The organism is Arthrobacter silviterrae, from assembly GCF_011045165.1.
GTDB classification, from domain to species: Bacteria; Actinomycetota; Actinomycetes; order Actinomycetales; family Micrococcaceae; genus Specibacter; species Specibacter silviterrae.
Genome location: NZ_JAAKZI010000010.1, coordinates 60999 through 80744, shown reverse-complemented (window position 1 = coordinate 80744; position 19746 = coordinate 60999). Strand labels below are relative to the sequence as shown.

Annotated in this window: 18 protein-coding genes and 1 riboswitch; of the genes, 12 read left to right on the top strand and 6 right to left on the bottom strand. The window is 66.3% G+C overall.

Going from position 1 to position 19746, the window contains the following annotated elements; all coding sequences use genetic code 11:
- Positions 1-3 precede the first annotated feature (3 nt).
- A complete protein-coding gene (locus tag G6N77_RS07900) occupies positions 4-735 on the bottom strand; it encodes a FadR/GntR family transcriptional regulator (RefSeq protein ID WP_165181478.1) in 732 nt (243 codons plus the stop codon).
- Between the two features lie 334 nt (positions 736-1069).
- Between G6N77_RS07900 and G6N77_RS07895 the strand changes: the two genes are divergently transcribed.
- From G6N77_RS07895 to G6N77_RS07850, 10 genes are all read left to right on the top strand, one after another.
- The gene (locus G6N77_RS07895; protein ID WP_165181477.1) at positions 1070-2695 is read left to right on the top strand and encodes an ABC transporter substrate-binding protein; all 1626 of its coding nucleotides are present in this window, start codon (positions 1070-1072) and stop codon (positions 2693-2695) included.
- Positions 2696-2866: 171 nt separating this feature from the next.
- Positions 2867-3772, top strand: a complete 906-nt coding sequence (locus tag G6N77_RS07890; protein WP_205678118.1) for an ABC transporter permease — start codon at positions 2867-2869, stop codon at positions 3770-3772.
- A gap of 3 nt (positions 3773-3775) precedes the next feature.
- Entirely contained in the window at positions 3776-5806 is a 2031-nt protein-coding gene (locus tag G6N77_RS07885; protein WP_165181475.1) for a dipeptide/oligopeptide/nickel ABC transporter permease/ATP-binding protein, read from the top strand.
- Positions 5803-6624, top strand: coding sequence for an ATP-binding cassette domain-containing protein (locus G6N77_RS07880; protein ID WP_240901772.1), 822 nt, complete (start codon positions 5803-5805; stop codon positions 6622-6624). Before G6N77_RS07885 ends, G6N77_RS07880 begins: the two co-directional genes overlap by 4 nt.
- A gap of 50 nt (positions 6625-6674) precedes the next feature.
- Positions 6675-7604 (top strand): dihydrodipicolinate synthase family protein, encoded by a 930-nt coding sequence (locus G6N77_RS07875; protein ID WP_165181474.1) that lies wholly within the window; start codon positions 6675-6677, stop codon positions 7602-7604.
- A 167-nt stretch (positions 7605-7771) separates the two neighbouring features.
- Positions 7772-8707: an ROK family protein gene (locus tag G6N77_RS07870; protein ID WP_165181473.1), complete on the top strand. Its 936-nt coding sequence runs from the start codon at positions 7772-7774 to the stop codon at positions 8705-8707.
- A gap of 26 nt (positions 8708-8733) precedes the next feature.
- Complete coding sequence (locus G6N77_RS07865; protein WP_165181472.1) at positions 8734-9420, top strand: N-acetylmannosamine-6-phosphate 2-epimerase; 687 nt, start codon at positions 8734-8736, stop codon at positions 9418-9420.
- Positions 9421-9444: 24 nt separating this feature from the next.
- Positions 9445-10413, top strand: coding sequence for an alpha/beta hydrolase (locus G6N77_RS07860; RefSeq protein WP_205678111.1), 969 nt, complete (start codon positions 9445-9447; stop codon positions 10411-10413).
- Between the two features lie 148 nt (positions 10414-10561).
- Positions 10562-11506 carry an ABC transporter ATP-binding protein gene (locus G6N77_RS07855; protein ID WP_205678110.1) on the top strand — a complete coding sequence of 315 codons (945 nt, stop codon included), beginning with the start codon at positions 10562-10564 and terminating at the stop codon, positions 11504-11506.
- Positions 11503-13539, top strand: a complete 2037-nt coding sequence (locus G6N77_RS07850) for a YhgE/Pip family protein (protein WP_165181471.1) — start codon at positions 11503-11505, stop codon at positions 13537-13539. Before G6N77_RS07855 ends, G6N77_RS07850 begins: the two co-directional genes overlap by 4 nt.
- 19 nt (positions 13540-13558) lie before the next feature.
- On the opposite strand, the gene G6N77_RS07845 is transcribed toward G6N77_RS07850, so the two are convergent.
- The 4 genes from G6N77_RS07845 to G6N77_RS07830 all read right to left on the bottom strand — a co-directional run bounded on the left by G6N77_RS07845 (position 13559) and on the right by G6N77_RS07830 (position 17340).
- Positions 13559-14080, bottom strand: a complete 522-nt coding sequence (locus G6N77_RS07845; protein WP_165181470.1) for a SixA phosphatase family protein — start codon at positions 14078-14080, stop codon at positions 13559-13561.
- 99 nt (positions 14081-14179) lie between these two features.
- Positions 14180-15028 carry a winged helix-turn-helix domain-containing protein gene (locus G6N77_RS07840; protein WP_165181469.1) on the bottom strand — a complete coding sequence of 283 codons (849 nt, stop codon included), beginning with the start codon at positions 15026-15028 and terminating at the stop codon, positions 14180-14182.
- Positions 15029-15598: 570 nt separating this feature from the next.
- On the bottom strand, positions 15599-16855 hold the full coding sequence (locus G6N77_RS07835) for an MFS transporter (RefSeq protein WP_165181514.1): 1257 nt from the start codon (positions 16853-16855) through the stop codon (positions 15599-15601).
- 5 nt (positions 16856-16860) lie between these two features.
- Positions 16861-17340: a MarR family winged helix-turn-helix transcriptional regulator gene (locus G6N77_RS07830; protein WP_165181468.1), complete on the bottom strand. Its 480-nt coding sequence runs from the start codon at positions 17338-17340 to the stop codon at positions 16861-16863.
- Between the two features lie 193 nt (positions 17341-17533).
- A riboswitch (cyclic di-AMP (ydaO/yuaA leader) is annotated at positions 17534-17719 on the top strand.
- Positions 17720-17723: 4 nt separating this feature from the next.
- Between G6N77_RS07830 and G6N77_RS07825 the strand changes: the two genes are divergently transcribed.
- Entirely contained in the window at positions 17724-18470 is a 747-nt protein-coding gene (locus G6N77_RS07825; protein ID WP_165181467.1) for an aggregation-promoting factor C-terminal-like domain-containing protein, read from the top strand.
- Between the two features lie 112 nt (positions 18471-18582).
- On the opposite strand, the gene upp is transcribed toward G6N77_RS07825, so the two are convergent.
- Positions 18583-19221, bottom strand: coding sequence for a uracil phosphoribosyltransferase (upp, locus tag G6N77_RS07820; RefSeq protein WP_165181466.1), 639 nt, complete (start codon positions 19219-19221; stop codon positions 18583-18585).
- A gap of 85 nt (positions 19222-19306) precedes the next feature.
- On the opposite strand from upp, the gene tadA reads away from it, so the two are divergent.
- A complete protein-coding gene (gene tadA / locus G6N77_RS07815) occupies positions 19307-19738 on the top strand; it encodes a tRNA adenosine(34) deaminase TadA (RefSeq protein WP_165181513.1) in 432 nt (143 codons plus the stop codon).
- Positions 19739-19746 lie beyond the last annotated feature (8 nt).

The following is a 19746-nucleotide window of genomic DNA, read 5'->3' as shown; positions in this document are numbered from 1 at the left end:
GCCTCAGGCGACGTCCACGAACTCCTTGATCTTGGCCCGGATGCCGTCAAAGTGGCGGCTCAGCAGCTCCGAGGCGCAGGCGGCGTCCTTGGCAGCCACGGCGTTGTAGATGGCGCGGTGCTGCGAGGCGGTGTCCACCAGGTCGGTGCCGCCAATGCCAATTTCCAGGTGGATCTTGCGGTAGACCTTCCAGAAAACGCTCATCAAGTTCATCAGGAGGTCGTTGCCCAGCGGTTCAAAGAGCAGCCGGTGGAATTCAGCGTCCGCTTCGGCGAAAGTCTCCCCCTGCAGCGCCAGCTCCTCCATCCTGGCGACGGCGGCCTCGATCCGGACCAGCTCGGCGTCGGTCACGCTCCCGATGGATGCCCCGATCAGCCCGGATTCCAGGGCCTGGCGGATGTCCACCAGCTGCAGGGCCTCGAGCCCTTCATGGCGCAGCGACAGCCGGCCGCGGAACGTAAGGCCGTCCGCCAGGGCGTCAAAGCTGCTCGGTGCCACAAACATGCCGAAGCCATGGCGGATTTCAATGACCCCCAGGGCCTGGAGCACCTTGAGGGATTCACGGAGCGTGTTGCGCCCCACGCCCAGCACCTCGGAGAGTTCGCTCTCGGTGGGCATGGGATCCCCCGCATCCAGGTCACGGTCCAGAATAAGTTCCATGATGTCGGCCTGGAGGGCGCGCAGGCGGACCTGGGCACTAAAGCGAGCCTTGGGGACTACGGTGGAAGTGGCCAACGGAACTCCTCTGGATTGATGCTGCGGGGCCGGTTATTCACTTCAATGGTGAACCCCCGCGTGCGTGATTTACAACATAGAATATCGGATGTCCCACCACTTGCATACATAATGGCATTCATGCCGCGCAGGGAGGGTCTGGCACCACCCCTTGAGCCGCCGCCCGGGGCACGCCCCCGGGTACATCACCAGGCGGCCGAAGTGCAGGGTTTTGATGTTGCCAAATCGAGACCGTCGCACCACTTGACCAATCCCTGTGACGACTATTACAGTTTCTATCAAGCATCGGACGTCCTACATCCGATAACCAACAAGCGAAACGGTGAGTCCACAGATGAGCTCCACTCTTCAGCACCTGCCCCTCAACCAGGCATCCCGCCGCACATTCCTCAAGGCCGCCGGCGTCCTTGGGACGGCAACGGCCTTCACGGCCACCCTCGCCGCCTGCGGAGGACCGTCAAAGTCGAAGTCCAGCGCCGCAGCCAACACCGGAACAGTCAACAAGGACCTGACCATCGAGGCCGGCATCTCCTATTCACTGTCCACCGGCTTCGACCCGATGTCCTCCTCAGGCGCCACGCCCCTGGCCGCCAACCTGCACATCTTCGAAGGCCTGGTGGAACTGCACCCGGCAACGCGCGTGCCCTACAACGCCCTGGCCGCCTCCGATCCCAAGAAGATTGACGACAAGACCTACCAGGTCACCATCCGCGACGGCGCAACGTTCCACAACGGCTCCCCCGTCACCACCGACGACGTCGTCTACTCGTTCGAGCGCGTCATGGACCCGGCCAACAAGGCCCTGTTCGCCCAGTTCATCTTCTTCATCGAGTCCGTGAAGAAGGTTGACGCCAAGACCGTCGAGTTCAAGCTCAACACCCCGTTCGCCGGCTTCGGCCCCCGCATCTCGGTGGTCAAGGTGGTTCCGAAGGCCGTCGCCGAGAAGGACCAGAAGGCCTTCGACGCCAAGCCGATCGGCACCGGCCCCTACAAGTTCGTCTCCGCCGCCAAGGACGACAAGATCGTCTTCGAACGTTTCGACGCCTACAACGGCCCGAAGCCGGCACTGGCCAAGGGCATGACCTGGTTCCTGCTTTCCGATGCCAGCGCCCGCGTCACGGCTGCTCAGTCCGGCCGCGTCGAGGCCATCGAGGACGTCCCCTACCTGGACGTTGACGCCCTGAAGGCCAAGCTGGACGTCGAGTCCGTCCAGTCCTTCGGCCTGATGTTCCTCATGTTCAACCTGACCCGCGCGCCGTTCGACAAGAAGGAAGTCCGCCAGGCACTGCACTACGCCCTGGACAAGGAATCCATCATCAAGACGGCACTCCTGGGCAACGGCACGGCGGCGACCTCCTACTTCCAGGAAGGCAGCCCCAATTACCAGAAGGCAGCCACGGTGTACGGCTTCGACGCCGCCAAGGCCAAGTCCCTGCTGGCCTCCGCCGGCGTGACCAACCTGAAGCTGACGCTCACCAGCACCGACACTGCCTGGGTCAAGGACGTGGTCCCGCTTATCAAGAAGAACTGGGACGCCATTGGTGTCGCCACGACGCTGGAGCCGCTGGCTTCCGCCGCCGTCTACGCCCCCGACAAGGTTGGCGGCCTGAACTACGACGTCGTAGCCGCCCCCGGCGACCCGTCCGTCTTCGGCAACGACGCCGACATCCTCCTGAGCTGGTTCTTCCGCGGCAACACCTGGGCCAAGAACCGCTTTGCCTGGAGCGGCACGCCGGAGTACAAGGAAGTCCAGACCAAGCTCAACGCAGCAGTCGGCGCATCCGATGCTGATGCGAAGGCCCTGTACAAGGAAATCATCGACATCATTGCCGACGCCGTTCCGCTGTACCCGATCTTCCACCGCAAGCTGCCCACCGCCTGGGACGGCAAGAAGCTCAAGGGCTTCGCACCGCTGCCCACCACGGGCCTTTCGTTTGTAGGCGTGGGCCGGACCGCGTAGTTCCGCACCCGCATTCCAACAGCAGGGGCCGCGGCCTTCCGGCCGCGGCCCCTGCGCATTTCCACTTTTCTTTACTATGACGCGGCCCGCCGGGACGCAAATAGAACCGGAGCAAGTACATTGGCAAACTTTTTGCGACTGCTGGGACGCCGGCTCGCAGCCCTTCCGTTGATGATCCTGGGTGTCACCCTGCTCGTCTTCGTGGTGCTGCAGTTCGCGCCCGGCGACCGCGCCGTCGCCGCACTGGGCGAGGGCGCTTCACCCGAGGCGCTGGCCCAGTACCGCCAGGCCAACGGCTTCAACGATCCCCTGATCGTCCAGTATGTCCACTACCTGGGCAAGCTCATCACGGGCGACTTCGGTTCGACCCTCCCGCCAGCCAAGCCCATCGTCGATGTCATTGCCAGCGCGTTCCCCGTCACGTTGCAGTTAACGTTTGTTGGCGTGATCATCGCGGTTGTCATTTCACTTGTTTTCGGTGTCCTGGCGGCCCTGTACCGCGACACCTGGGTTGACCAGCTGATCCGCGTCTTCTCCGTCGCCGCCATTGCGACACCCTCCTTCTGGTTGGGCATCCTGTTGATCCAATGGTTCGCCCTGGGAGACAACTCATGGTTCCCCTCCGGCGGCCTGGCCGACCCTTCCGAGGGCTTCGCCGGCTGGCTCAGCTCCATGGCGCTGCCGGCCCTGGCCCTGGCCGTCCCCGTCTCCGCCTCGCTGATCCGCGTGGTCCGCACCTCCATGGTTGAGGAACTGGACCGAGACTACGTCCGCACCGCGATCGGCAACGGCGTCCCGTACTTCACCGTCGTCTCCCGAAACGTCCTGCGCAACGCCCTTGTCACCCCGGTGACCGTGCTGGGCCTGCGCATCGGCTACCTGCTCGGCGGCGCCGTCGTGATTGAAATGATCTTCTCCCTGCCGGGCATGGGCCAGCAGATCCTCAACGGCATCACCAACTCGGACACCAACCTGGTCCAGGGCGTGGTCCTCGTCATCGCCGTGACGTTCGTGATCGTGAACATCCTGGTCGACCTTCTCTACCTGCTCATCAACCCCCGAATCAGGACGGTCTAAGCCATGCGAAGCAAACTTGCCGAACGGCTCAGCGCGCCCGGCCTGCGTTTCAAGGCCCTGACACTGGGCTCCAAAATGGCCCTCATCTTCCTGCTGTTCATCGTGGTCGTTGCCATCCTGGCCCCCGTGATCGCCCCGCACGACCCCCTGGCCACCGGAGTTCCGGCCCAGGCCCCCAGCGGCACCAACTGGTTCGGCACCGACCGGATCGGCCGCGACGTCTTCTCACGGCTGCTCTACGGTGCCCAGGCGTCGCTGACGATCGGCCTCGGCTCGGTGGCCCTGGCCATCGTCGTCGGTGCCGTGCTCGGCTCCCTGGCCGCGACGTCGTCGAAGGCCGTCAACGAGACCATCATGCGCATCATGGACGTGCTGATGGCGTTCCCGGGCATCGCCCTGGCCGCCGTGCTGCTGACTTCCTTCGGCAACTCGGTCCCCACCATCATCGTGGCCATCGCCATCATTTACACCCCGCAGCTGGCCCGCGTGGTGCGGGCCAACGTCCTGGCCCAGTACGGCGAAGACTATGTGCGTGCCGAACGCGTCATCGGCGCCGGCCGCGCCTACATCATGGTCAAGCACATTGTGCGCAACACCGCTGCCCCCGTGCTGGTCTTTGCCACAGTCATGGTGGCCGACGCCATCATCCTCGAGGCGTCCCTATCCTTCCTGGGCGCAGGCATCCAGGATCCGGAGCCCAGCTGGGGCAACGTGATCTCCTACGGCCGCAACCTGGTCCTGTCCGGCGGCTGGTGGGCCACCACCTTCGCCGGCCTGGTCATCCTGCTCACCGTCCTGGCACTGAACATCTTGGCTGAGGGCCTCACCGACGCAATGGTCAATCCCCGCCTGCGCAAGGCTGCCCCTGTGAAGGACGACGACGGTTCGGCAGCTGCCGCCGTCGAGCTCGCCAAGGCCGATGCCGCCGCCCGCGCCGTCATCGAAAACCCCTTTGCCGCCCTGGACAAGGAGCTTTTGCTGCTCCAGGCCGTGGAACTGCAGCGGAGCGACCGGCTACCCCAGGTGGGCCCGGATGCCCGCGTGGTCCTGGAAGTGAAAGACCTCTCCATCCGCTTCCCGGGCCGCTACGGCGATACTCCCATCGTGGACAAGGTCTCCTTCAGCGTCCGCGAGGGCGAGACCATGGGCCTGGTGGGCGAGTCCGGCTGCGGGAAGTCCATCACCTCCCTGGCCGTCATGGGCCTGTTGCCCAAAACGGCCGAGGTCACCGGTTCCATCAAGTTTGACGGCAAGGAACTGCTGGACCCGGCCACAAAACACAGCTCGGCCAAGGCCTACGAAGGCCTGCGCGGCGAGCAGATCGCCATGGTCTACCAGGATGCCCTTAGCTCCCTGAACCCGTCCATGCTGATCAAGGACCAGCTGCTGCAGCTGACCCGCCGCAACGGCCGCAAGACTCCGGCGGAACTGCTGGAACTGGTCAAGCTGGATCCGGTGCGCACGCTCAAGAGCTACCCGCATGAGCTCTCCGGCGGCCAGCGCCAGCGCGTGCTGATCGCCATGGCACTGTCCCGCTCCCCGAAGATCGTGGTGGCGGACGAGCCCACCACGGCCCTGGACGTCACGGTGCAAAAGCAGGTGGTGGACCTCCTGAACGAGCTCCGCGAGCAGCTCGGCTTCGCGATGGTTTTTGTCAGCCACGACCTGGCCCTGGTGGCCTCGCTGGCCCACAAGATCACCGTCATGTACGCCGGCCAGGTGGTGGAATCGGCGCAGGCCTCGGAGCTGCTGGCCCACCCCACCCACGAATACACGCGCGGCCTGCTGGGCGCTGTGCTCTCCATCGAGTCCGATGCCGTGCGGCTCCACCAGATCCCCGGCACCGTGCCGTCGCCGCGCGAATTTGCCCCCGGGGACAGGTTCGCCAGCCGGTCCCAGCGCCCCGACGCAGACCCCCAGCAGCAGCTGGCCTTTGTCCCGATCACCCGGGACGGCGTTGAAACGGACCACTTCTGGGCCAGCCACAAACGCGCGGCAGACCTTGCCGGCGCAGAAACGGAAGGTGCACGATGAGCAAGCACACCATGGACGCAGCCGCCGGCACCCCGGTTATTGAGCTGAAGGACCTGCACGTCCACCACCGGACGCGTTCCGGCGGCCTGTTCAAGCCCAGCTACGTCAAGGCCGTCAACGGTGTGGACTTTTCCATCAGCCGTGGCGAGACGGTGGGCATTGTGGGCGAATCCGGCTGTGGCAAGTCCACACTGGCCTCGGTGCTGGTGGGCCTGCAGGTGCCCACCTCCGGCCAAGTGCTCTTCCACGGCAAGCCGGCCATCAAGCGCAACGCTGCGATGCGCAAGGAGTTTGGCCGGTCCGTCTCGGTGGTCTTCCAGGACCCGTCCACGGCCCTGAACCCGCGCATGACCATCCAGGACATCCTGGTGGACCCGCTGGCTGTCCACGGCATTGGCAACGGCGCATCGCGCATCGCCAAGGTCCGTGAACTCCTGGCGCTGGTGGGCTTGCCGCAATCGGCAGCCGAGGTCACGCCGTCGAACGTTTCCGGCGGGCAGCGCCAACGCGTGGCCATCGCCCGGGCCCTGGCCCTGGACCCGGACATCATCGTGGCGGATGAACCCACCTCAGCACTGGATGTCTCCGTCCGCGCGCAGGTGCTGAACCTGCTTTCGGACCTGAAGAAGGAACTGAACCTGGGCATGGTGTTCATCAGCCATGACATCCAGACCGTCCGCTACGTTTCCGACCGCATCTGTGTCATGTACTTCGGCCAGATCGTGGAAGAAGGTAGTGCGGAGCAGATTTTCGACCATCCCACCAACGACTACACGAAGAAGCTGCTGGGCGCCGCGCCCTCACTTTTGCACTTGTAGATTCTTTCCCCCTGTTTTCCACCCCTCAAGAAAAATTTGGAGTAATTACCGTGACAACCGTCGCTTCCCGTTTCCAGGGCGTCATCCCGCCCGTCGTCACCCCCCGCACGGCTGACGGCGCCATCGACGTCCCCTCCCTGGAGAACGTCACCCGCCACCTGCTCGACGGCGGCGTCACCGGCCTGTTTGTCAACGGCTCGTCCGGCGAGGTCACCCACCTGACCAACGATGAGCGCGACACCGTGCTGCGCACCATCGTGGGCGTCAACGCCGGCCAGGTCCCTGTGCTGGCCGGCGCCGTGGAGCAGACCACCAACCGTGTCATCGAGGAAGCGGCCCGCGCCGTGTCCCTCGGCGCCGACGGCATCGTGGCCACCAGCCAGTACTACGCCATCAGCAACGCCGAGGAGAATGGCCGCCACTTCCGCGCCGTAGCCGCCTCCGTGGATGTCCCCGTCTTCGCCTACGACGTCCCCGTGCGCACCCACTTCAAGCTGCCCCTGGATCTCCTGCTGGAACTGGGCCGCGACGGCGTCATTGCCGGTGTGAAGGACTCTTCCGGCGACGACGTTTCCTTCCGCCAGCTGTCCATCGCCGCCCGCGACATCCCGAACTTTGACATCTTCACCGGCCACGAGGTTGTAGTGGACGGCGCACTGCTGGGCGGCGCCCAGGGCGTTGTCCCGGGCCTGGGCAACGTGGACCCGGCCGGCTACCGCCGCCTGTACGACGCCGCCGCAGCCGGCGACTGGGCCAAGGCCGCCGCCGAGCAGGACCGCCTAACCGATGTCTTCAACATCGTCTACACCCCGAAGGCCGGCCGCGTGTCCGGCAACGCTGCGGGCCTGGGCGCGTTCAAGACGGCCATGATGCTCATGGGCATCATCAAGACCAACGTCATGAGCGCCCCCATGCTTTCCCTTGACGAGGACGAGACCGCGGCCATCAAGGCAATCCTGGTGCGCACGGGCCTGATCTAGCCGGTCCCCGGCCCGGTGGTCGAGCAGCGTCGGTGGTCGAGCAGCGAGCTCTGCGAGCGCGTCGAGACCCGAGCGCGTCGAGACCCGAGCGCGTCGAGACCCCGGGCGGGTGGTAGCAACTGGGGAGCGAGCCCCGTATTCATGAATTGGACGTTGAAGGAAATTTTGTGCGGTATGTAGTTGGCGTTGACCTTGGCGGGACCAAGACGGCCGCCGGAGTGGTGGGCGAGGACGGTTCCGTGCTCATCACGGAGCAGATTCCCACGTTGAACCGCGACGGCGGCGCCGCCATCCTGGATGCCACGGCCGCCCTGGTCCGGTCCCTGGTGCAGCAGGCCGCAGCCCGTGGAGTGGTGGTGGACGCCGTGGGCATTGGCTCGGCCGGCGTCATTAACGCCGTCGAAGGCACAGTCATTTCCGCCACTGATGCCATCCTGGGCTGGACCGGTACACAGCTCACTGCTGGGTTGCGGCAGCGCCTTGGGCTGCCTGCCACGGCGGTCAATGACGTGCACGCCCACGCCCTGGGCGAGGCCTGGCTGGGCGCTGCCGCCGGAACGTCAACGTCCCTCATGATGGCGTTCGGCACCGGCGTGGGCGGCAGTTTTGTGGTCAACGGGCAGCCGCTGCTGGGCCACCGGTTTGTGGGCGGGCATGTGGGGCACTTCGCCTCGCCGTACGCCTACCATCAGGCCCGGCCCCTGCCCTGTTCCTGTGGCCACGCCGGCCACGTTGAGGCGATTGCCTCCGGCCCCGCCATCCATAGCGCCTATGTGCGCGAGGGCGGCAGTGCCGGCCTCACCGACACCAGGGCGGTGTTTGAAGCCGCCCGCCTTGGCGACGAGCTGGCGCTTGCCGTCATTTCCCGGGCGGCCGCCGCTGCGGGCCAGGCCGTGGGCGGGCTGGTCAACATCCTGGACCCGGCCGTCGCGGTCATTTCCGGCGGATTGGCCGACTCCGGGGAGTTGTGGTGGGATGCCATGGAGCGCTCACTGCGTGCCGAACTACTGGCCCCACTGTCCAATGTCTCCGTGGTGCGTGCCTCGCTCGGCGCCTCAGCCGCGATTGTGGGCGCCGCCTCCCTGGCCCTGCACCAATACTAATCACCAACCGATTCAGGAGACGCCCCGTGCCGCACACTCTGATCAACCTCGATTCCCTCGCCGGCCAGCTGGTGGTCTCCGCGCAGGCTTATCCCGGCGAACCCATGCGCGACCCCCGCACCACGGCCCAGGTGGCTGCGTCGGCCGTGATTGGCGGGGCCGCCGGGATCCGGGTCCAGGGCATCGCGGACATCCAGTTCACGCGTGCCGCCGTCGAAGTTCCCGTGATTGGGCTGTGGAAGGACGGGCACAGCGGCGTTTTCATCACCCCGACCCTGCAGCACGCCCTGTCCTGTGCCAGCGCCGGCGCCCACATTGTGGCGATTGACGGCACCCGGCGCCCCCGCCCGGACGGGCTCACCCTGGCCGAGACCGTCGCCGGGATCCACGCCGGCTCCAACGCCCTGGTCATGGCGGACTGCGGCTCGCTTGATGACGCCGTCGCAGCCGCCGAGGCGGGGGCGGACATCATCGGCACCACGCTGGCGGGATACTCGGGCGAAAGGCCCAAGACTGACGGCCCGGACCTGGAACTCATTGCGCAGATCGCCGCTGCCGGCCTGGACGCCCCTCTCATTGCCGAGGGCCGCATCCACACCCCCGCGCAGGCCCGGGCGGCGCTGGATGCCGGTGCGTTCGCCGTCGTCGTAGGGACCGCCATCACGCACCCGGCCTCCATCACCGGCTGGTTCAAGGACGCCCTGACCGCCTGACCCGCCCCCACGGGAGAAGAAACCTTGAACTACTTTGAGCGCGTCGACCCGCAGCTGCAGCCCGGGGTGGACTTCCTGGTGGGCCGCACCCCTCCCGCCACGCCGGAACAGCTGGTGGCCATGCGGCAGCAGAATACGGCCCGGCAGGCGACACTTCCCGCAGACCTGACCGGAGCCGTGTCCATGACCGACCACGTTGCCCCGGAGGCCGGCGGCGTGGACGTGGCGCTGCGCTGCTACCGGCCCGCCCGGGCAACGGCGACCCAGGCAACTGGACCGCTGCCCTGCCTGTATTGGATTCATGGCGGTGGAATGGTGGCCGGCAGCGTGGCTGAGGATGACCTGTTCTGCCTGCGGCTGGCTGCGGCAACCGGGATTGCTGTTGTCTCCGTGGACTACCGGCTGGCTCCGGAGTACCCGTTCCCGGCAGCACTTGACGACGCCTACCAGGGGCTCCTGTGGACAGTGGAGAACGCAGCGGTGCTGGGCATTGACCCCGGCCGGCTTGCCATTGGCGGTGCCAGTGCAGGAGGCGGACTGGCGGCCGGCACAGCACTGCGCGCCAGGGACCAGCAGGGGCCGCCGCTGAGATTCCAGTACCTGGCCTACCCCATGCTCGATGACCGGGACCAGACGCCGTCCAGCCTGGAGTTCTCAGGCATCCCGTCCTGGAACCGTGAGCGCAACCAGCAGGCCTGGAAGTGGTTTCTCGGGGCGTCCTACGGGAGTGGCACCGTCAGCGCCTACGCAGCACCGTCCCGGGCCGCTGATCTGGCCGGCCTGCCGCCCGCCTTCATCCAGGTGGGTGAACTCGACGTCTTCCGCGACGAGGACATCGACTACGCGGCACGCCTGCTCCGTGCCGGCGTGGCCGCCGAACTTCAGGTTTACGCAGGGGTCTACCACGGCGCCGACGGACTGGCCCCGGAAGCGGACGTCTCCCGGCGCTTCCTTGCGGACCGCAACGAGGCACTGCTCCGGGCCCTTTCCTGACGTCCAAGCGCCCTGGCCGGGCCGCCCCGACTTTCCTGGTTCCGGCGTCTCGAGAACGGGGCCAAGGCGCGCCAGCACGACGAACCCGCCAGGCCAGTGTCGTTTGCGTCTCACATTTTTATACTGACCAGTCAGTTCTGATAGATTTGTGGCAGCCGCCTTTTCCGACCAGGAGCAAACAGTGCTGTCAGCCAAGCAACTTCACCTCGCAGGTCGCCACCACACCCTGCTCCCGCCCACCTCCCTGGAAGCGAACCGGGCCCAAGTCATGCTTGTCCAGGCGGACGGGCAGGAACGCCGCACCGCACTGGCGCTGGCCCTGACAGGGCGCATGAAACCAAGCAGCGGGACAGTGGTCCTGGGCCACGACCACGCCATGGCGGCCCTGCGCAAGCGAAGCGCCATCATCGACTCCCCCGAGGTCAATGCCCCGGAGAACCACCTGACCGTCCGGTCGCTGGTCTCCGAGGACCTGGCACTGGTCCCCTTCAAGTTCCGCGACCGCACCCGTCCCACCGCCTGGCTGGTCAAGCACGGCTTCCGCGACATCCTGGACAAATGGGTCGAGGAACTCGAACCCAACCGGCTGCTTCACCTCCAACTGGAACTGGCCCTGGCCGACCACGACGTCGACCTGCTGGTGGTGGACTCCCCCGACCGGCACACCGCTGACGCCAGCGCCTGGCTCCCCCTCCTGGAACAGGCGGCTGCCGGCCTGATCGGCCACTCACACGACGCCGGCCTGCCGCCACGCGAGGTCATCGTCATCGGGGTGGTGGGCAGGATCCCGGACGGCTGGACCGGCCCGACGGCGGCAGCCGGGCAGGAGATGGCTCCCGTGACTGGACCCGCCGAGCCGGCCGAACCAGCTGAAACGCCCGAACCACCCGAACCACCCGAACCACGGGCAGCCGAATCCGATGAACCTGCCGAGCAGGCCGAACCAGCGGAATCCCCCGAACCACCGGCTGCCGAGCCGGATGAGTCGAATTTGCCTCCCGAACCGGTCGACACCCCGGAACCACCACAGGCCGAACCCGCCGAAGCACCGGAATCGGACACCACCAACACGGAAGGCGGCGACGTGCAATGACAGTCTTTCGACTGGCGCTCTCAGAGCTCAAACGCATGACCGGCGGAATGCTGCCGAAGCTGACCATTGTGGCCCTGGTAATGGTTCCGCTGCTCTACGGCGCCGTCTACCTGTACGCAAACTGGGACCCCTATTCGAACCTGGACCAGCTGCAGGCTGCCGTGGTGGTCCAGGACGCCGGCGCCGTAACCAAGGACGGCAAGGAACTGCACGTGGGCCAGGACGTGGCCAAGAACCTGGTGGACGGCAAGAAGTTTGACTGGAAGATCGTGGACACCCCGGAAGCGGCCAACGCCGGCGTCCAGAACGGCGACTATGCCTTTGCCTTGACCATCCCGAAGGACTTCTCCAAGAACCTGGCCTCGCCGGAGAACTTCAACGCGGCCACGCAGGCCATGATGAGCGTGACCACCAACGACGCCAACAACTACCTGCTGACCTCCATTGTGGACAAGGTGACCACGCAGGTGCACGAATCAGTGGCCAAGGAGGTGGGGCAGCAGACGGCCAATGCCCTGCTGACCGGCTATGGAACCATTCATGCCCAGCTGGTCAAGGCGGCAGACGGCGCGAAGCAGCTGGCCGATGGTGCCACCACCCTTGACACGGGCGTGGGCACCCTGAAAACCGGCACCGGCGAACTGGTGACGGGCGCCGATGCGCTGGCCGCGGGGCAGGTCAAACTGGTGGCCGGCAGCAACCAGCTGCTTTCCGGCGCGGCCGCACTCGACAAGGGGCTGGGCCAGCTCCAGGACCAGACGGCAACGCTGCCCGCTGACAGCCGCAAACTGGCCGACGGCGCGGCCGCCGTCGCTGCCGGCAATGCAGCTCTCAACACCAAGGTCCAGGGCGCCATCGGCACGGCCGGGCAGCTGGATTCGGCAGCCACCACGGCCATTAACGACAAGCTGTCCGGGCTGGTGGCCGCGGGAACCATCACACCGGCACAATCCGCACAGATCAAGGCACAGCTGGCCGGCGCCACCTCCAGCCCGGCCGTCACGGACCTCAAGGCGAAGCTGGCCACGGACGCGGCGGACATCCAGAAGCTGGCGGCCGGCTCACAGGCCGTGGCGGACGGCGCCAGCCAGCTGGCGGCCTCGGCACCCGCCCTCACGGGCGCCGTCGGGCAGGCGCACGCAGGTGCAGGGCAGCTCTCCTCCGGGGCAGCCACCCTGGCCGCGGGGCAGGGTGCGGCCCTGGATGGTGCCAACCAGCTCGACGCCGGGGCGCACAAGCTCGACGCCGGCGCCGCGAGTTTGAAGGACGGCTCGGCGAAGCTTGCCGCGGGGGCGGGCGAACTGTCCACCCAGCTGCGCAGTGGTGCCGGCTCCGTCCCCGACCCCAACGACGCGGACAAGCAGAATGCCTCCGGAGTCATCGCGGACCCCATCCGGGTGGATTCCCTCTCGCAGGCACGCGCCGCCAACTACGGTTCCGGGCTGGCCCCGTTCTTCCTGGTGCTGGCGCTGTGGATCGGCGCGTTCATGCTGGTGCAGGCCATGCGCCCGCTGACACAGCGCGCCCTCGCCTCCAATGCGCCGTCCTGGAAGATTGCCGTGGGCGGGTGGCTGCCGTTTGCCGCCGTCTCCACGGCCCAGGCGCTGCTGCTATACGGGGTGGTGGTCCTTGGCCTGGGGCTTTCCCCCAGCCATCCGTGGCTGACGCTGGGACTGCTGGTGCTGGCATCCATGGCGTTCACCGCGCTCATCCAGGGCATCGTGGCGCTGATGGGCACGCCCGGAAAATTTGTAGTCCTGATCCTGCTGGTGCTCCAGCTGGTCTCCTCCGGCGGCACGTTCCCGTGGCAGACCACCCCGGAGCCGCTGCACATCATGCACCAGGTGCTGCCCATGGGGCACGTGGTGGAGGGCATGCGGCACCTGATTTACGGGGCCGAGCTGGCCCCGCTGGTGCCCATCGTCCTGGGCCTGATCGGGTACACGCTGCTGGGCGGGCTGCTGGCCTGGGCCGCCGTCCGGAAGCACAAGACGTGGACGCTGAAAACCCTCATGCCGGAAATCGCGGTGTAGGAAAAGTACAGGAAGCGGCCTAGCGCGGCACCACAAAGTTTGTCACGCGCGCATCCTGGCCATCGAGGGTGGCCCAGTCGCCGTCGTGCTCCAGCACGGCAAAGGCACTGGTGGGGTAGCCGGTGGCCAGGGACATGTAGGCATCCTGGTCCGAGTCCCGGGACGCCAGCCGCAGGGCCAGGTTTTGTATGCCCGGCATGTGGCTGATGACCATCAAGGTGGTGACGGTTTCCGGGACATGGTTGATCACCGACAGCATGGGCAGCGCGCCCGCAGCGTAGAGGCCGTCCTCGAGCTTGGGCGTGGGCGCCTTGTCCCCCAGCTGCTGGCACACCCATGTGCAGGTCTGGCGGGTGCGCAGGGCCGAGGAACACAGGATGAAGTCCGGCAGCACGTTGTTCTCCACCAGCCACTTGCCGGCCAGCGGCGCCTCGCGGTGGCCTCGCTGGGCAAGGGGCCGCTCATGGTCCTCCACGCCAAGCGGAAAGGCCGCCTTGGCGTGGCGCATCAGGACCAGTCGTTTCAGGTGGTGTTCGCTCATGGTCAAAGCTTAGTGACTCTTGTGCCAGCACGACGGCGGCCCCCGGCACCTGCGTGAGGGGACCGCCGTCGTGCTTGGAAAAAAGTGCCAGGCCGGTTGCTAGATCGAGTACTCGGGGGCGGCCCAGACAACCACTTCGGGGTGCTCGTAGAAGCGGTAGCCTTCGCCACGGACGGTGCGGACGGTGTTGGCCAGGCGTCCCAACTTGGAGCGGAGGCGGCGGATGTGCACGTCAATGGTGCGCTCATTCGGGACTTCGTCGGCGTTGCCCCACAGGCCCTCGAGGAGTTCATCGCGGCCCACGGTGCGGGTGCCGTTTTCCACAAGGTAGTTCAGCAGCTCAAATTCCTTGAACGTGAGGTTCAGCGTCTCGCCGTCCAGGTGGACCTCGCGGCGGGCCAGGTCGATGAGCACGCCGGAGGGCCGGTGCTCGGCGGGGGCCGGGACGCGCACGGCTTCCTGGCGCTGGCGGTTGGCCACCGTGGGGTCGCCGAAAGTGGAGCGGACCACATCGAGGGCGGAGCCGACGGCGTCCGACGGCGCGATGGCCACGGCCGCGTAGCTTTGGGCCTGCGGCACCAGGGCCTGGGCATAGGCCCGGATGTCCTGGGCCAGCTTGGCCAGGGAAGTGCCGGCCGCTGCGGCCGTGTCCTCGTCCACGCCCACGTACAGCACGAAGCCGCGCGCCACGTTGTCGGGGGCCACGCCGCGCAGCTTGTCGCTGCCGGAAATCACGGGGATGGGCGCCGTCATGGGGTGGGTCTCGGCTGCCGGCACGGCGCGCAGCCGGGCCGCGGCCGAATCGGCGTCGCGGCGGTAGGCTGCCGGGTTGCCGTAGACGGCATGGTCGTCGTGGTAGCCGCGGTTCAGCGGGTTTTGCGCCCCGCGGGCCACGGCCTTGGCGGCATTGCGAACAGAAATGTGGACGTATCCGGATGCTACAGACATTGAACTACCTCGGTGTATGGCCGTAAGCTACGGCGCGAATGCTTTCCTCATGTGTTCCGTATACCGGAACCAAATGCCCCGCCAGGGGCCGGCCACAGGGCCAAAAATGCCTAGTTCGTAAGGGTTGTGAGCTAGGCCTGCATTCGACAACTACACAGGGCCCGTCCAGATGGGTTGCAATGGACAGTTGCTGCGGCTGCAGAATTCACTGAGTGGGTGTTCACACTCGCCAGTGTCCTACGTAATATTCCGAACTTGCAAGTAACAAAGGGCCAAAACGTCCACTCTGTGAGATTTTTGCACCCATTGTGATAAAGGTAACAAGGTACGCTTGGTCTCACATCGACGGATTGTGACGCCGTGAGTTGAATTTATTGATCTATTTCGCGATTGTGACGTTGCAAAATTCGGCAACATGGCAATTATGAAGAAATAAGTTCACGCGTCAAAAAAGCATGGCTAGGATGCCCTCCGCAAGCCGCTTGCAACGCCGGGCATTTTCCCAGACTTTGACGTTAAGGCAACAAAAGTTCACCCGAAACCCACCCAGCGGCCCCGCCGTCGGGCTCCTCAACGGTGGAGGGCGTGCGCCACCGTGAACGGGCGCAGGCTGCGGAATTGGTCGCGGATCCGCACATGGTTCCGCCGGTTCATCATGACCAGGGCCACCAGTGCGGAGGCGATGGCCACCACCGCCCCGATGCCCAGGGACCAGCGGGCGCCGAATTCGGTGGCGATCCAGCCCACCAGCGGCGCACCGATGGGGGTGCCGCCCTGCAGGACCACCATGTACACGGCCAGGACGCGCCCGCGCATGGCCGCGTCCGTGTTGAGCTGGACGGTGGTGTTGCAGGCATTCATGAAGGTCAGCGCCGCCAGGCCCACCGGGACCAGTGCCACGGCATAAAGGGCAAAGGACGGCATGAACGCTGCGATGGCCACGGTGCCGCCAAAGGCCAGGGCCCCGCCAACTATGTAGAGCATGCGCATGTTCTTGCGCCGGGCGGCCATCAGGGCTGCGGCTAGCGTGCCAATGGCCATGACGGAGCCCAGCAGCCCGTATTCGCCCGGGCCTAGGTGGAAGACGGTGGTGGCCATCAGCGCGTTGGTGATCTGGAAGTTCATCCCAAACGTGCCCACCATGAACACCAGCACCATGATCATCATGAGGTCCGGACGGTGGCGGATGTAGGCAAACCCCTCGCGAATCTGCCCCTTGCCGCGCGGCACTCTGGCAACAGGCTGCAACTCGGAGACGCGCATGCGCCACAGGGAGAAGATCACGGCCACAAAGCTGGCCGCGTTGATCAGGAATGCCGGCCCGGTGCCGAACAGGGCAATCACCACGCCGGCAATGCCGGGGCCGGCCAGGCGGGCCAGGTTGAAGGAGGCGCCGTTAAGGGCGACGGCGTTGGGCACGTCCTCCTTGGACACCACCTCTGAGACAAACGCCTGGCGCGACGGGGCGTCAAAGGCGCTGGCCACCCCGAGCAGGAAGGCAATGACGTAGACGTGCCACAGCTCCACGGTGTGGGTGACCACCAGCAGACCCAGCAGCAGGGCACACAGCCCCATGGCCATTTGGGTGCACAGCAGGAGCTTGCGCTTGTTGACCCGGTCGCCCAGCAGCCCGGCAAACGGCCCCAGGAAGACGATGGGCAGGAACTGCAGGCCGGTGGTGATGCCCGCGGCTGTGCCGGAATTGTTGGTGAGGATGGTCAGCACCAGCCAGTCCTGTGCCACGCGCTGCATCCAGGTGCCGATGTTGGACACCAGCGCCCCTGTCACCCACAGGCGGTAGTTGAAAACCTTCAGCGCCCTGAACATGGAATTCAAACGGCGCTCATCTCCTGCAGGATGCGGGCCGCTTCGCGCAGGGTCTCGCGTTCCTCCGGGCTCAGCGCCGCCACCCTCTTGGCGAGCCACTGGGTGCGCCGGGACCTGGCCTTGCGCAGGATGGCCGAGCCGTCCTCGGTGATTTGCACCAGCACCTGCCGCTTGTCCAGCGGGTTCTCCCCGCGGGTGACATAGCCGGCGGATTCGAGCCCGTTGACGATCCGGGTCATGGACGGAGCCTGGATCATTTCCCGCTCGGCCAGTTGTCCCACCGTCAGGGGGCCGTGGAGGATGGCCGCGAGCACTGAATACTGGCCCGGGCTGATGTCACGGGACGCTGCTTCGGCGCGGAGCCGGCGGGAGGAGCGCATGATGGCCACCCTCAGCTCGGCAGCCAGCAATCCGGCACCTGCCTGGCGCTTGGATGGCGGAGCTGCCGTGCGGGCAGCCGGGGGCGTTGCTGAGGAAGTAATCATAAGTTGCGTATAGTCCTGGCGTCACTGGCTTCGTGTTTTCTATTACTTAGCATAGGTCATTAGCATTGCTAAGTAAATGTCAGGATGGTCACTCCGTTACCAAAATGTGACTTTTGGGCCTTGCTTCGGTAGGGTGGACTTCGTGCCCGCCGAACCATCCACGGTTCCTTGGCACAAATGGACGGTTCGCCGAGCTCTGCCGCCGCCCATTTCCCGTTCATACCAGACGGCAGAGACGGGGGACCCAATTTTTGCGGGTCTCCTCCATGGAGACCCTTGGGGTTAAGCCGATGACGTGCGCAGCACATGCCTGCGCCGCGCGGCCGGATGCTCTAGTCCGTTCCCGACAGCTCACCTCGCAGGCGTAGAGAGGCTATATCCCTATGTCCGCAGCACCCCAGCACGGCCGCCGCCGCGCCGAACCCGTTCGCTCCGTCTCCCGCCGCGAAGCCCGCAAGGCCTCCCACACTGACGCCAAGGTCGCCGGACCTGCCAAGCGCATGGCCATTGTTGCCGTGGCCGGGGCGCTGCTGGCCGGCGGAGGGCTGGCCCAGGCCGCCACCAACAACGCAACCGCCGGCTTGGCCTCCGCGAGCCTTGTCTCCGGCGGCACCCAGGCCAGCGCCGCGCCGTCGGCCATCTCAGCGCCCACAGACGTTGCCATTGACTTTTCCCGCATCCAGGTGAGTTCCACCAAGGCCGCCAAGGCCACTTCCCAGTCCCTCAGCGGTGCGGCCGACGCCGTCACGCCGGTGGCCACGCCGCCGGCCACAAAGGCTGCCGCGCCTGCCGCCACCAAGGCCGCCGCCCCCGTTCTGGTGGACGACCCCGCCGCGGCACAGCAGTACGCCGCCGGCCAGTTGGCCGCGCACGGCTGGGGCGCCGACCAGATGAGCTGCCTGACGCAGCTGTGGAACCGCGAATCCAGCTGGCTGACGTCGGCCGAAAACGCCTCCAGCGGTGCGTATGGCATTGCCCAGTCGCTCCCGGCGGAGAAGATGTCCGTGGCGGGCGCGGACTACCGCACCAACTACAAGACGCAGATCAACTGGGGCCTTGGCTACATTGAGGGCCGCTACGGCAGCCCGTGCGGCGCCTGGGGCCACTCCAACGCCGTCGGCTGGTACTGACCCCGCGGTCTACTGACCCCGCAGTCAGTATGCAGCAATGGCGACTTAGGCTGGGCCTAAGTCGCCATTGCTGCATACTCGGGAGGGCATGACCGCCGGAAATCCGAAACGGTTAGTCGACGACCCCGTACAGGCGGTCCCCGGCGTCGCCCAGGCCGGGGACAATGTAGGACTTTTCGTTCAGGCCCTCGTCGATCGAGGCGAGCACCACGTGGACATTGTCGCGATCCCCGTGCGCCGCTTCCAGCTTCGCCAGGCCCTCGGGTGCGGCCAGCAGGCAGATGCACGTGATGTCCGCGGCGCCGCGGTCAAAGAGGAACTTGAACGCCTCAATCAGGGTGCCGCCGGTGGCCAGCATGGGGTCCAGGACGTACACCTGGCGTCCCGTCAGGTCCTCCGGCAGGCGCTCGGCGTAGGTGATGGCCTCGAGGGTTTCCTCATTGCGGGCCATGCCCAGGAAGCCCACTTCGGCGGTGGGCAGCAGTCGGGTCATGCCCTCCAGCATGCCCAGCCCGGCACGCAGGATCGGCACCACCAGCGGCGTGGGCTTGCTCAGGCCGGTCCCAACGGTCGGGGACACCGGCGTCTCGATGTTGACCGGTTCCACGCGCACTTCGCGGGTTGCCTCATAGGCCAGCAGGGTGACCAGCTCTTCGGTCAGCTGCCGGAAAACGGGGGACGGGGTGGTCTTGTCCCGCAGGACGGTCAATTTGTGGGCAATCAGCGGATGATCCGCAACCAGTACGCGCATAGATAAAAGCTACCATTGAGCCGTGCCCTCCACGTCGAAACCCAGCCCAATCGAGACCCCCGCCACGGCCCTGCACGCCGGGTGGATGGGCCTGGCGCTGGCGGAGGCCCGCCGTGCCCCGGAGACGGGGGACGTGCCGATTGGCGCCGTCGTCCTGGGGCCCGACGGCGGAGTGCTGGGTGCGGGCCGCAACGAACGAGAGGCGCACGGGGATCCGACGGCGCACGCGGAGGTGGTGGCCATCCGGGAGGCTGCCGCCCGGCTCGGGACCTGGCGGCTGGAGGGGTGCACGCTGGTGGTCACGCTGGAGCCGTGCACCATGTGTGCCGGAGCCATCGTGCTGGCCCGCGTGCCACGTGTTGTATTTGGCGCGTGGGATGAGAAGGCCGGTGCTGCGGGCTCCGTGTTTGATGTGCTGCGCGAACGCCGCCTCAACCATTGGGTGGAAGTTTTCCCGGGCGTTCGCGAGGAAGAATGCGCGGCCCTGTTGAGGGATTTTTTCGGCGGGCACCGCTAAAGGCCGGG

Excerpts from the sequence above, each read along its gene's own strand:
- G6N77_RS07895 (WP_165181477.1), top strand. The coding sequence starts at position 1,070 with ATGAGCTCCACTCTTCAGCACCTGCCCCTCAACCAGGCATCCCGCCGC.
- G6N77_RS07890 (WP_205678118.1), top strand. The coding sequence starts at position 2,867 with ATGATCCTGGGTGTCACCCTGCTCGTCTTCGTGGTGCTGCAGTTCGCG.
- G6N77_RS07885 (WP_165181475.1), top strand. The coding sequence starts at position 3,776 with ATGCGAAGCAAACTTGCCGAACGGCTCAGCGCGCCCGGCCTGCGTTTC.
- G6N77_RS07880 (WP_240901772.1), top strand. The coding sequence starts at position 5,803 with ATGAGCAAGCACACCATGGACGCAGCCGCCGGCACCCCGGTTATTGAG.
- G6N77_RS07850 (WP_165181471.1), top strand. The coding sequence starts at position 11,503 with ATGACAGTCTTTCGACTGGCGCTCTCAGAGCTCAAACGCATGACCGGC.
- G6N77_RS07845 (WP_165181470.1), bottom strand. The coding sequence starts at position 14,080 with ATGAGCGAACACCACCTGAAACGACTGGTCCTGATGCGCCACGCCAAG.
- G6N77_RS07840 (WP_165181469.1), bottom strand. The coding sequence starts at position 15,028 with ATGTCTGTAGCATCCGGATACGTCCACATTTCTGTTCGCAATGCCGCC.
- G6N77_RS07835 (WP_165181514.1), bottom strand. The coding sequence starts at position 16,855 with ATGTTCAGGGCGCTGAAGGTTTTCAACTACCGCCTGTGGGTGACAGGG.
- G6N77_RS07830 (WP_165181468.1), bottom strand. The coding sequence starts at position 17,340 with ATGATTACTTCCTCAGCAACGCCCCCGGCTGCCCGCACGGCAGCTCCG.
- G6N77_RS07825 (WP_165181467.1), top strand. The coding sequence starts at position 17,724 with ATGTCCGCAGCACCCCAGCACGGCCGCCGCCGCGCCGAACCCGTTCGC.
- upp (WP_165181466.1), bottom strand. The coding sequence starts at position 19,221 with ATGCGCGTACTGGTTGCGGATCATCCGCTGATTGCCCACAAATTGACC.
- tadA (WP_165181513.1), top strand. The coding sequence starts at position 19,307 with ATGGGCCTGGCGCTGGCGGAGGCCCGCCGTGCCCCGGAGACGGGGGAC.